This window comes from Bacteroidota bacterium, from assembly GCA_030706745.1.
Taxonomy (GTDB): Bacteria; Bacteroidota; Ignavibacteria; order Palsa-1295; family Palsa-1295; genus PALSA-1295.
Genome location: JAUZNX010000008.1, coordinates 1 through 13082 on the forward strand (window position 1 = coordinate 1; position 13082 = coordinate 13082).

General features: G+C 52.1%; 10 protein-coding genes and 1 tRNA gene. 6 read left to right on the plus strand and 5 right to left on the minus strand.

Translation table 11 applies throughout. From position 1 onward, the window contains the following. From Q8902_10130 to Q8902_10140, 3 genes are all read left to right on the plus strand, one after another. On the plus strand, window positions 1–1209 hold a 1209-nt coding region (locus Q8902_10130), incomplete at its 5' end, for a hypothetical protein (protein MDP4199913.1). 62 nt (window positions 1210–1271) lie between these two features. After that, entirely contained in the window at window positions 1272–2384 is a 1113-nt protein-coding gene (gene ugpC / locus Q8902_10135; GenBank protein ID MDP4199914.1) for a sn-glycerol-3-phosphate ABC transporter ATP-binding protein UgpC, read from the plus strand. 141 nt (window positions 2385–2525) lie between these two features. Next, window positions 2526–3134, plus strand: coding sequence for an NYN domain-containing protein (locus Q8902_10140; GenBank protein MDP4199915.1), 609 nt, complete (start codon window positions 2526–2528; stop codon window positions 3132–3134). A gap of 453 nt (window positions 3135–3587) precedes the next feature. Here the strand turns inward: Q8902_10140 and Q8902_10145 are convergent, their stop codons facing one another. Then, window positions 3588–3788, minus strand: coding sequence for a hypothetical protein (locus Q8902_10145; protein ID MDP4199916.1), 201 nt, complete (start codon window positions 3786–3788; stop codon window positions 3588–3590). 2 nt (window positions 3789–3790) lie between these two features. Then, window positions 3791–4930 carry a 4-hydroxyphenylpyruvate dioxygenase gene (gene hppD, locus Q8902_10150; protein MDP4199917.1) on the minus strand — a complete coding sequence of 380 codons (1140 nt, stop codon included), beginning with the start codon at window positions 4928–4930 and terminating at the stop codon, window positions 3791–3793. A 37-nt stretch (window positions 4931–4967) separates the two neighbouring features. Between hppD and dacB the strand changes: the two genes are divergently transcribed. The 3 genes from dacB to Q8902_10165 are packed head-to-tail and all read left to right on the plus strand — an operon-like array spanning window position 4968 to window position 9304. After that, window positions 4968–6461: a D-alanyl-D-alanine carboxypeptidase/D-alanyl-D-alanine-endopeptidase gene (dacB, locus tag Q8902_10155; protein ID MDP4199918.1), complete on the plus strand. Its 1494-nt coding sequence runs from the start codon at window positions 4968–4970 to the stop codon at window positions 6459–6461. 48 nt (window positions 6462–6509) lie between these two features. Then, entirely contained in the window at window positions 6510–7889 is a 1380-nt protein-coding gene (locus Q8902_10160; GenBank protein MDP4199919.1) for a pitrilysin family protein, read from the plus strand. 47 nt (window positions 7890–7936) lie between these two features. Continuing rightward, on the plus strand, window positions 7937–9304 hold the full coding sequence (locus tag Q8902_10165; GenBank protein MDP4199920.1) for an insulinase family protein: 1368 nt from the start codon (window positions 7937–7939) through the stop codon (window positions 9302–9304). Window positions 9305–9306: 2 nt separating this feature from the next. Here the strand turns inward: Q8902_10165 and Q8902_10170 are convergent, their stop codons facing one another. From Q8902_10170 to Q8902_10180, 3 genes are all read right to left on the minus strand, one after another. Further along, window positions 9307–10326 (minus strand): Gfo/Idh/MocA family oxidoreductase, encoded by a 1020-nt coding sequence (locus Q8902_10170; GenBank protein ID MDP4199921.1) that lies wholly within the window; start codon window positions 10324–10326, stop codon window positions 9307–9309. Between the two features lie 85 nt (window positions 10327–10411). Further along, a tRNA-Pro gene (locus tag Q8902_10175) sits at window positions 10412–10485 on the minus strand. Between the two features lie 570 nt (window positions 10486–11055). Then, on the minus strand, window positions 11056–12882 hold the full coding sequence (locus Q8902_10180; protein MDP4199922.1) for a 6-phosphogluconolactonase: 1827 nt from the start codon (window positions 12880–12882) through the stop codon (window positions 11056–11058). Window positions 12883–13082: the final 200 nt, after the last annotated feature.

Sequence of the window (13082 nt, forward strand, 5' to 3'; positions counted from 1 at the left end):
CGAATCCATCGGGAGCTATCGATCGAGCGGTTGTTTGGGCTGGCCGATCCGCCGCCTGTCCGGTCGCTCTATCACTATGAAGGACTGAAAGGCAAGATCGACGTGCCGAGCGAGTCGATTACGATGATCCTCTCACGGGACGTTCGCGCCAACGTTCGCATCGGCGCCGAGATGGCGCTCACCATCGCTCGCGAGAACCCGCAGCGGGATGTCTGGTACGTCAACACTTACGCCGGCATCGCGCTGATGAAAGATGCCTTCCGCGAGGCGCTTGCGAATGCTTCGATGCCGGAGCCAGCGCCGGACTATACGACCGGTCCGAAACCGGACGCAGAGCCGGAAGTAGAGGAAGCGCCATTGACGAACAAGGACGCGTTTTATCCGGGCTGGCGTCCACCGGGACCGCGCGCCGAGCGTCCCTGGGAGCAGTGGGAACAGAGCAGCGGTGGCGCATGGACTTTGCTGAACAAGGAAGAGTCGAAGCGAGTCGAGGAGGAATTCCTCGCGAAGCGTGATGCCGAGCGCGCATCGGCAAGAGCTGCATTGGATGCCGCGAAAGCTGCGGCACTGGCCTTGCTACCACAACCCGTTCTGCCAAACTTGCATCTGTTCGATGTACCATTGGGTCAGTGGGATGCGGAGAAGCTTTCGTCAGCGATCAACACCCCTCAGCGCGCGCTCCGCTGCGAGGAAACCCATCACCCTGTCCTCTCCCCACAAGGGGAGAGGGAAACAGTAGAAGAGAATCCTGTCGTCATCATCAACTCGTTCGAGTATGCGCCGCTGAACCGGAATGGCAAGTGGCGGATGGCACGCGAGATACTCGAGTTGCAGGAGTCGCTCTCACTGACGGTAATCCTATTCTCGCATGAGATGCGAAGCGATTTGGAATCGGGATTGCCGGGTCGGGGATCGCTAGGACTTATCAGCGGTCAGGCGGCCTCGGTTGTGCGACTTGCGGACCCGTTCGAACACCTGATCCGCAGTCGGAAACCTCGAAACCAGCCAGAACGGGCCACTATTCATGAAGCACAAATGCTCGCGCCGGGCTTCTGTGATGATCAAAATATTTCTGAAGAGGGGCAGGAAATCGACGTCATTGCGATGAGCGCGGAGCGCGAAGAAGCAATCCCGCGCACGAAGTCAATCGGACTTCGCACGCGGGACCGCGCCGTCGGCCTTCGGCCTGCGCGCAATGACACCCATTGAGACTCCGATCTCGCAGTTGAACCTGTTCCGAAGGCATGACTGTTGGAAACGCGAAATAAATTATGGCAGAAGTCCAACTCAAGAACCTGGAGAAGCGGTACGATAACGACGCGCATGCCGTTCGCGGCGTGACGTTTACGGCGCGTGATGGCGAGTTCGTCGTGCTTGTCGGTCCATCGGGTTGCGGCAAAACGACGACACTCCGGATGGTCGCTGGATTAGAGGAGATCACGAGTGGCGATCTCTTTATCGATGGCGCGCGGATGAACGACCGCGAACCGAAAGACCGCGACGTTGCGATGGTCTTCCAGAATTATGCGCTCTATCCGCACATGACGGTCTTCGAAAACATGGCCTTCCCACTCAAGATGCGGAAGGTGGCGAAGCCGGAGATCAAGCGTCAAGTCGAAGAAGCCGCGAAATTGCTCGGCATCGATCGGCACTTGAATAAGAAGCCAAAGGTGCTCTCCGGCGGCGAGCGGCAGCGCGTGGCCGTTGGACGCGCGATTGTTCGGCGTCCAAAAGTATTTTTGTTCGATGAGCCACTATCGAATCTTGACGCGGCGCTCCGCACACAGATGCGCGCTGAGCTGAAGCGCATTCAGCGCCGGTTAGGTGCGACGATGCTGTATGTCACTCACGATCAAGTTGAGGCGATGACGATGGGGGACCAGATCGCCGTGATGAATAAGGGTGAGTTGGAGCAATTCGGAAGTCCATCGGAAATATATGAGCGTCCTGCCACGGCCTTCGTGGCGCGGTTTTTGGGGTCGCCGGCGATGAACCTCATCTCTGGCGGGATCGTGACTGAAGCAGGGCAATCATTTTTTGTCGAGCATGAGGGTGCAAATAAACTGCGAATTCCGCTTTCGAAGATAACGGAGTCCCGTAATGTTCAGCTTGGAATTCGTCCGGAACAGACAATAATCGAGAGTATGGAAGGATCGGACACAGCAACTGCCACTGGCAAGCTGATCTTGATCGAGCCAATTGGAAGTGTTACGCATTACTACATTGACTGGCCCGGAGCTGCCGGCGGCACGCTGGTCGCAAGTGCAAGTCAATCGCAACGAGAATCACTGGAGCGGCTAAAGCTGGGCGACGCGATCACGCTCGGGTTTCCGGCAGCCGCGCTGCATCTGTTCGATCGTGATACAGGGAAGCGGTTAGTCTGATCATGTTCGATCGGCTGATGATTTTGCAGGAATTGCGGGATTTATGAGATTGTCATTTTTCGTTGTATGACCAAGTATTATAATATTTGAGAATCGAGAATAGCTCTTAACATACCGTCAAATAAATATTTCGATACTATTATGGAAGTCCAAAATCCCTTTACCAACGGCCACGAGCGCAATCGTATTTCTTTGTTTGTCGATGGTGAGAATGCCTATTATGCCCAGCGTTCGCTTGGTTGGTTTTTCGATCCGCGGAAGTTGCTCGATTACTTCACACAAGGCTCGACGATCGGCGATGCCTTCTGGTATGCCTCGCAAAAGATGCCTCCGGATGCTCGCGAGCAGCGGTTCTATGGTTATCTGAATCACGCCGGGTATACCGTGCGCGTTAAGTCCATTAAGTATTTTCGAGACGAGGCTTCGGGAGAGTTGACCCGCAAAGCGAATCTCGATCTTGAGCTTGCGATCGATCTATTCACCACTAGTTCGCAGTATGACACTGCGGTATTAGTGACTGGCGATGGTGATTTCGAACGTGCGGTCGAGCTGCTACGCAGTTATGGCAAGCGCGTCATTGTTGCATCGACGCAAGACACAGTAGCTCGCGAGCTGCGCAATGCCGTCGGGAAGCATTTCCTCGACCTTGCGACACTACGGCAGCACATCGAGCGATTCGTTGCTCCGACAGCGGCGAATGCGCAAGTTGATCCGGTCGCACTACGCGAAGAGGCGGAGGAATTGGTTTGACATTTTGAAATGTATAGATACACTACACCCTTGCTCTTGCAAGGGTGGTGCCACGTAATGACGGTGTTTTTGCTGTGCCCCCCGGCAGCGGATGGCGCGCTTTGCGCTTTGTGTCCATCCGGGACCAGCAACTCAGGCAGACCTCGGCGTTTGGAACATTGCTAAAAAGTGCCAGAAGTATTGCTTCCAGCAATCAACTCACTGTTGAGTACAGCAATCAGGTTAACAAGAGTTCACGAGATGGGATGAAAAATTTGTCGAATTGACATTCAGGCTCAAAATGAGTATATTTGTGCGGACATTAGTAGTCTTCTCAAACCCTCTTAGGATCATGATCTTCATTCGGAATACATTCCAGCTTAAATTTGGCAAGGCTAAGGATGCCAAAGCACTCATACAACAGTTCGAGAGAAGGAAGCGCGCGGACATCCACCAATGCGCGCTCGGGGCAGTCTATTTTGTCCCGAGCAGCCGCATTTTCCATGCTAAGATCTGGCGCTGTAATTCTGGATGCGAGACCATGTGACGCTCGCGCAAGTCATTCACGGAATGCTGGATGCGTTTGCGCATATATACATAGAACTCGATATCCTCGACACTCCAGTCTTCGGGAAGCGTCTCGATCATCGCAATGATTTGCTGCTTTGCCGTCATCCTCAAAGATTACCTCGCAATTCCTGCTCTCGTTCGATGGATTCGAACAGTGCCTTGAAATTGCCTTTGCCAAATGACCGCGCACCTCGCCGCTGAATGATCTCGAAGAAGACCGTCGGACGGTCTTGAGCGGGCTTGGTAAAGATTTGCAGCATGTAGCCATCGTCATCCCGATCGACAAGGATACCGAGTGCTTCAAGCTGTTCAACCGGCTCATTGATTTTACCAACGCGGTCTTGCAGCTCTCGATAATAGCTACTTGGGACGCGAAGAAAATCAACCCCTTGCGCGGACAATTTCGAAACCGCTTCAATGATATTTCCTGTCGCGAGGGCAATATGCTGCACGCCGGGTCCGCGATACCACTCGACGTATTCCTCAATCTGCGATTTCTTTCGACCGGTCGCAGGCTCATTAATTGGAAATTTGATCTTTTCGGAGCCCGAGGCAACGACCTTGGACATCAGCGCAGAGTATTCCGTGGAAATATCTTTATCATCGAACGAAACGAAAAGATGGAACCCCATTACATCCTCATACCACTTAACCCAATCGTTCATTTGATTCCAGCCGACATTCCCAACGACGTGATCGACGGCCGCAAGCCCGGTTGGTCGAGCGATGGTATCCTCCGAGGCAATTGCCCGGTATCCCGGTGCAAAACCACGATAATTCTTGCGATCGACGAAGCTGTGGAGGGTATCCCCGTATGTTTTGATCGCAGCAGTCCTGTACGTACCATTTTCATCTGATACCTCCCGCGGCTCCTGAATGCCAACGGCGCCACGCTTGGTCGTTTCACTGTATGCGCGCTCAACATCATCAACTTCCAGTGAAATATCGCGCACGCCATCACCATGCATTGCAAGGTGGTCCTGGTACGGATGCTCCGGCAATAATGGCGTCGTCAGAACAAAACGGATTTTACCTTGTTCGAGGACATAGCTGGCACGATCGCGAACGCCTGTCTCAAGGCCAGCATATGCGGTCAGCTTAAAACCAAAAGCCGAGCGATAATAGTACGCCGATTGTTTGGCATTACCGACGACAAACTCCAAGTGATCGATCGCGCGGATCGGGAAAAAGTCCTGCTCGGCAGAGTTCGATACCGCGATGGGTGCTGGTGATAGTTCGTTAGGCATAGGAATCTAGACAAGAAATGATATTTATTTCGCAACAATGAAGCGATTGATTCCGGTTCGGGATTTCGTAGCTGCGTCTTTGAACTCAGGGTACGGGCGCATTAATCGTGTCCTCAGAGCCCTTGGTTTGATTTCATCGCTGCTTTTGTCAACGGAGTTGAGTGCCCAGACTGCGACCGATCAGCTGGTTCGTGAATTAGACAGTCTGTTTCACACTTCACGCTTCTCAAATGCGACATTCGGCGTTTCTATTCAATCGCTCAAGTCCGGCGACTTTCTTTACAGGCTGAACGATACGAAGAGCCTCTTGCCGGCTTCGAACATGAAACTCTTCACCGCAGCCGAAGCACTGGCGCTGCTGGGTCCGGAGTATCGATATAAGACCGAGATGCTGACGAATGGAAAGATCAAGAGGCATACGCTATATGGCGATCTGATTTTTCGAGGCGTGGGCGACCCAACATCTCTCTCTCCGATCGACACGGAAGATAGTTGGGACGATACTCTCAATGCACATGAAATCTATCAAATGACAGGTTCATTTATTGCAGACAATTCCTTCTTTACACCCGAGTACTATCCGACAGGTTGGCAAATTGATGATTTGCCATATTACTATGCAACCCCTGTCTCAGCGTTGATTGCCAATGAAAATAAGGTTACACTTGCCATCTTTCCGGGCCTTAGCTTAGGCAGTGCTGCAATCGTAAGTTGGAAGCGAACCCCATACCCTTATGGAGTCATCCTAAACAAAGCGACGACTGGTTCGCCTTCATCGACGGTGACTATTGATGCTGGGCGCAAGATCGGGACTGATACAATTGTCGTGACGGGAAGCATTCCTCTCGGCGACACCGAGATAGATGAAGAAACATCGATCGATAATCCCGAAACGTACGCGGTAAAATTGTTAATGGGAATGTGTCCGAATTACAGAGGTTTCCATCAACGTGCGATCCACCAAAAAGTCTTAGCGACTCATCAGAGTCCTCCACTTACCAGCATCATTCAGCACATGAACAAAGAATCCGACAACCTCTACGCCGAGTGCCTCTTCCGCACCGTCGCCAAGGTTAAGGGTGGTGAAGGAAGCTGGATGCGAGGCATTGAGGTCATGCGGAAATATTTGGCATCCATTGGCATCGATACGATGAACCTTCAATTCACAGATGGATCGGGTCTCTCGCGGATGGATTTTGTGACGACAGATGCAATAATAAAACTTCTCATGGTGGTGTGGAAAGATCCGAAACTAAAGGAGCCATTTTACAACTCGTTGCCAATTATGGGCGTCGATGGTACCCTCAAGAACCAATTAAAAGGCACGCCTGCCGCAGGTAATGTTCACGCAAAGACCGGTTCGATGACAGGTGTTCGCTCGATTTCAGGTTACCTTACTACACGCGATGGTGAGCCAATAGCATTCTCGATCCTGCTGAACAATTTTACGGCTCCCGGCAGTGATGCAACCAAGCTCGAGAATGAAGTGCTTACGAGGTTGGTGAACTTTTCACGCGTAGAAAGCCATTAAATGCTTGCTTTGCGACTCACCACGCACTTCCGTCGTAATTATTTCAGAATGAAGTTCTTTCTTCGTATCGCAATCTTTTGGGTTGCCATTTCCATAATTCCGGGCGTGACCTATGCCCAGCTTCCACCCTGGACGAGGTTCAAACTCAGTAATGGCCTAGAGGTCCTGGTTGTAGAGAACCACCTGACGCCCATCGTGACAATCGAAATCAGCGTCAAGAACGGCTCGTTTACAGAGCCACCAGAATACAATGGGCTCTCGCATCTGTACGAGCACATGTTCTTTACCTCGAACGCGCGTGACACAACAGAGGATGACTTCCTCGGTCGGGTGGATGATCTTGGAATCGTATATAATGGAAGGACCGAAGAAGAACTCGTAGAGTATTATTTCACACTGCCGAAACAAAATCTTGAGCCTGGGCTCGACTTCATGGCAACGGCGATCACCTCTCCACTTTTCAAGCCTGATGAACTGCACAAACAGCAGGAGATCGTGCTAGGTGAGTTTGACCGCAATGAGGCCTTGCCGCTCTTCAAGTTTGGACGCAAGGTGGATTCTGCTCTCTGGGACGGGTATCTCTCGAGAAAGGAGCCCCTCGGCGAGCGGCCAACGATCAAGTCGGCTACTCGGGAAAAGATGCTGACGATTAAGAACCGGTATTATATTCCGAACAACTCATTACTCATCGTTTCTGGCGATGTGAATACCGAGCAGATTCGCAAACTAGTGCCGAAATACTTCGACCGCTGGCAAAGTGGTCCGGATCCGTTTATTGCTAATCCACCAGTTCGTGCACCACCTCTCAAGGGGCCGGTTCTTGTGCTTGATACAATTGATGAGCCGCGCGCAGTTGTGTTTGTCCGCTGGCATGGGCCCTCCATCGGACTCGATGACAAGGGGACCTATGTTGGCGATGTATTTAGCGAGATCATCAAGCAGCCCGAGCATCCATTTACGAAATCGCTTGAAGAAAGTGGACTCGCGCAGAGTGTCAACTTCTGGTATTTTACCCAGCGCTACATTGGCCCGATTCGGCCAGACATTGTTACGACTCCAGATCGGCTGGAGGAAGCGATGAAAACATTCTGGCGGCAGGTTGATATGTTCGACGACACCAATTATTTTACTGACGAAGAACTGGAAACCGCAAAAAATGTGCTGCGAACGCAGACCTTGTATCGAAGCGAGCAACTGAGCGAATTCACGCATGATCTGGCATTCTGGTGGGCCGCTGCCGGTCTCGATTATTACGGACATTATCTCGATGACCTGAGTAAGGTTACTCGGAAGGATATAGCCGATTACATTCATCGCTACATAAAAGGGAAGCCGTTTGTGCTGGGAGTCGCTATGAATAAAGAAGGCTTTGAAAAGATCGGCCCGACCCTGGGAAAGCTCGTATTCCCTAATATGAAGCAGCCATGAGAAGAGGAACTTTCGAATTGCGAAACTGGAATCGGAATCGGTCAACGATGAAGAATTTACTCCGATACTGCTACGTATTCCTGGCGACCATCGCCATAGCATCATGCGCGGCATCCCATTCCTCATCCTCATCATCGCTTGCAAACAGTTCGAACATCGTCAACGATGTGCAGGAATTTGACGTAGATGGCATCCACATTCTGATGCGGCAGTCTGTATCGGTACCCGTTGTCAGTGCAATCCTCTTTGTTCGGGGCGGCTCAGTCCTATCGCCCGCAAGTGAGCCAATCATGACAGAATCCTTTGCCGTGGCTATCGCCACAGCAAGTGGCAGCGAACGAACTTCAAAGTCGTATTTTCGACGACGAATGACTCAAATGCAGACATTCATTTCCGGGGCAGCCGGCAATGACTATTCCGCTCTCAGTCTGACGTGTACTCGCGAGAATTTTGATACATCCTGGAAATATTTCACGGATGTTGCAACCCGGCCCGCATTCGATGCAACCGAATTTGAGAACTTCATGCATGCGACGCTATTGGGTTTGAGTTCGGTCTCTAGCGATCCCGATTCATACTCCCGCCATGAAGCCGATTCGATTTATTTTGCGGGTCACCCGTATGGTCGCGTACCCACTGTTGATGATGTCAATCAGGTGACTCTACCGTTAATTGAGCGCCATTTCAAGTCGATCATGGTGAAATCACGCTTCCTTCTCTCTGTAGTTGGCAACATTTCGCGGGAAGAACTTACAGAGAAAGTCCATTCCACTTTGGGTAAACTTCCGGAAGGTACATATACTGCAGCGCAGGCACTTGCTCCGCTCGATCCGCCCGCTCGGGCATCGCGACCCGGAGCCTATCTTTTCTCCTTTAATCGGAAACTTCCGACCAATTATGTGCTTGCCTATTTTCATGTACCAACCGAAGGGGATTCGGATTATTATCCGTATCTTCGGTTACGCAATTTCTTTGGAGGATTCGTCTTCAATCATATTCGCGTCCAGCATAACCTCGCCTACGCGCCGAATGTAGACGACAAGCAGCAGCGGAGCTCCATCGGAATGATCGAACTTCAGACGCCATTCGTCGATAGTGCTGTCAAGATCATATATAGCGATGTGGATTTTTTCCAGAACAATCTAATTCGTGAGTCGGCAATCCGAGAGGGGGTAGCAGGATGGGCTACACGCAATTATCTTAAAGCTGAAACAACAGCGAATCAGGCTGTTCTACTCGGTCAAGCCAAACTCCTGACCGGCGATTGGCGCGACGCATTCTTCTCTTACGAGAAGCTCTCCCATGTGACACCAGAACAACTGGCTCATGTCGCTCAGAAGTATTTGCGAAATTTCAATTGGTTCATCGTCGGCGACACGACCGGAATCGACCGCGCGAGGCTGGAATCGCGGTAGCTCTAGCTTTTTTTGAGCGCGATTTCCTTGCGTTTGGCAGCCGATTGGTAGATCGCTTCAACCACCGTCATGCGGCGCGAAGCTTCTTCCGCCGTTGAGACAAGGGGCACAATACCCTTGACGGAGTTGATGAAATGCCTAAGCTCATTTTCGTAGGACTTCTTGTACAGGCTTACTGGCGTTTGGGCCTTCGCGGGTGTCAGATTGATCGAACTCCCGTGAACCCGCTTCATTACCTTGAGTGGATTGATGAAGGCAGCACCGTCATCGCCAAAGACATTGCAGTAAAAGAAATCGCCTTCTCGCTGGAACGTCCAGCTTACTTCCGTCGTGAAGGTAATACCGCCCTCGAGGCGCGCGAAGAGAGCCGCCGAATCCTCGACATTCTTCGTGTATTGCTTATAGGTCTCGGCGGAGACAGTGAGGACTGAAGGGTAGTTCAGTACCCAAAGCGCCATATCGAGCATGACTATCCCCAAGTCGAGGATCACGCCGCCGCCAGATTTTGCCTGCTGTTGCTGCCACGCCTGAACGCCCGATTGCTGCTTTAGCCAGCCGCTCTTAATGTAAAAGATCTTTCCAAGCTCGTTCTTCTCGATGAAGGTTTTGAGCATAATCACGTCGGGACGGAAGCGGGAGTTCATCCCGACCATGACTTTACGATCGTACTTACGGGCACATTCGACTATGTCGCGAGCTTCCTTGGCCGTACGAGCGATGGGCTTTTCGATCAATACGTCTTTGCCCGCCTGGATCGCTTCAATTGCTAATGGACGATGGGTGTCGGTCGGGGTACAAATGTCAATGGCGTGAATTTCAGCGGCAAGGGGAGAGGAAAGGAGATCGCTGAGACTCGTAAATGAGGCCGCGATTCCAAAGCGCTCCGCGATAGCCTTCGCCTTGCGACGATCGGGATCGACGACAGCCATGATTTCCACGTCGGTCATCTTTTGCAGGATCGGCAAATGCACGACCTGAGCAACGTTACCACACCCGGCGAGAGCCAGCTTGACTTTGTCCATCAAATGGCAATGATGAATGGTGCATGATGAATTAGGAGATTACGAATCGCATTACTCGTAATTCCTCCTTCATCATTATCTAGTGTCGGGGCGAGAGGATTCGAACCTCCGACCCCCTGGTCCCGAACCAGGTGCTCTACCAGGCTGAGCCACGCCCCGAAGTAATTGCTCAATCCTGAGTCTTAAACCAATCGGGATTCAGGATAAGCGCGCCGTATAACTTGCTCCGCTGCCGCTTAGTTCAGCGAAATCTCGTTCGTCTCATTTGGGCCAACAATTTTAGTTGCCATAAAAAAAAAGCGCTTCGGCGTCATCGTATGTGGTGAGAGAACTTGGTCCTCCCTTTTGTGAAACACTACGAGACCTCCGAAGCGCCCCTCTCGTTCAATATGCCCCAATGGTCAGTTGGGGCAACTCGTTGGCAGCTTCAAACCGCCGGCACACGAATGTGCCCACGGCGTTGGCTCAAATTCAGTTGTCAATACCATGAATGTCCGGTTAAGGTTCACTCATTGCAGCATGCTCTCCTAACAGCCTCCCGTTTCGGCTTGGTTTCGCCTAATTGCGTTTTGCTGGTCGGTTTCTTCTAAATTAATCAATTCCAAACCCAAATGCAAGCCTTTTGAGATAATTTTTTATGAAAAATCGCGACTCCCGGGAGGCGGACATATTGGATAGTGTAAATATAATACATAAAGTTTCGCATCCTGCAAAATCCAGAATTTGGTCTTAGCGGTTCGACTCTACATATGCCTCCATCGCATGATAATATGGCAGCCCCAAACGATAGAATCGTCGCGCTGTCGCAGTGTTTCGGTCGTGGACCCGCTGCCAGAATTCTCGTTCGTCCGGACCCGGAAACATAGCTCGATCTTTTTGCGATTGATGCTTGAAGATCGCTTCGAGCTTCAGCGCCAGTTCGTTCTCGCTCATGGGCACGAGCACATCGGCCTCATCCAGTGGCCACTCTTGCCAGGCGCCCCGATAAAGCCAAACGATTGGCTTGTTCGGAATCCGCTTCAATGCCTCCTGGATAATCCACAGGCATACACGGTGCGTCCCATGGGGATCGGACAAATCGCCAGCGGCGAGGATTCGGGTCGGCTTCATCGTCATCAAAAGCTTCACCGTTTGTTCAACGTCGGCTTCTCCGGGCGGCGCTTTTTCAATTGCGCCGGTCTGGTAAAACGGAAGATTCATAAAGATGCAATGCTCGCGCTCGAGCCCAACATGCATCGCGGCGCTGACAGCTTCAGCTTCGCGGATGAATTGCTTGACGTATGCTACTTCGGGAAGATCGACTTCGCCCGGGGCTTTGGTCTCGAGGAAGTGCTCGATCTTTTGGCGCGTTGCTTCGTGCGCGGCGGAGTCGATCTGCATCGCATCCAAATACTTCCCAATAAAATCGAGATAGCGCAAGACATCATGATCGAAGACCGCAATGTTGCCGCTCGTCTGATATGCGACGAACACGTCATTGCCGTTCTCGACGAGCTTGCGGAACATGCCACCCGCTGAGATTACATCGTCATCCGGATGCGGACTAAAGACGATGATCCGTTCGCCCTTCGGCAGATGGTCCCGGTCGTGGACCTTTTTGGCAAGCGTGTTGGCAGATTTCCGATTGAGCGCATCCGCGGTCTCCTCCATCACAAGGGAGGCAAGTCCATGCCCAATATAGTCATCACTCGAAAGCTCGACGATCGGTTTGTCAAGCTTCTCCGCCAGCCAGATAATCGCGCGAAGCACTTCGGACTGCTGCGTGAACTCGAAGTACTGCTGGACGAGCCATGGTGTCTTCACGCGTGTCAAATCGGCGGCGGCATCGCGGTCGAGATGAAACGCCGCGTGCGGATGGCTCTGCAAAAGCGATGCTGGCAACTCTGTTGTCCGTGGACCTTCGACCGCGCGGCAGACAATCCCAGACTTATTCTCACCCAAGGCGGCCAGGATTATCTCCCGTGATGAGAGAATCGTCGCAATGCCCATCGTGATCGCTTCACGGGGCACATTATTCTCGCCGAAGAAATCTGCCGCGGCATCACGACGCGTAAAGGGATGGATCAGTATGAGCCGGGTCCGCGACGTCTCGGGCGTGCCCGGTTCGTTGAAACCAATATGTCCCGAACGGCCAATGCCGAGGAGCACGAAATCCAGACCACCGTATTCCGCGATCGTTCGATCGTACTCCGCGCAGTAACCAGCGACGTCCTCACGCGCCAAATCGCCGCGTGGGATATGAATATTCTCCGGGGCGATATTCACATGACGGAAAAAATTTTGCTGCATGAACCGATGGTAGCTCTGCAATGCATCGGGCGCGATAGGGAAGTACTCATCCAGATTGAATGTGCGGACTCGCGAAAGGTCCAGTCCGGCGTTGTGAAGCGCGATGAGTTCGCGGTAGATGCCTTTCGGTGTCGAACCGGTCGGAAGGCCAAGCACGGCGTCCGGCTTTGCCCGGACGATTGCGGCGATGCGCTCGGCCACGGCTCGGGCCAGCGCGGTGTGGTCCGTGTGGATTGTTACCGGTATCTTAGCTGGGTCGGGAGTCATGGCTTATGGTTACTGGAATTCCATGCCTCGACGGGGAGGGGCAGGTCCATTAGAAAGAAGATTTTGTTTTTTGAATTTCATATTCATAATCAGTGCCGCTTCTGAGCCGTATTCGCCCTATGCTCGGATCCTATTCATGAAGGATTTCTCTCCTTTGAGTAGTCATTTAATGAACACATTCCCCCAGCCAATTAATTGTC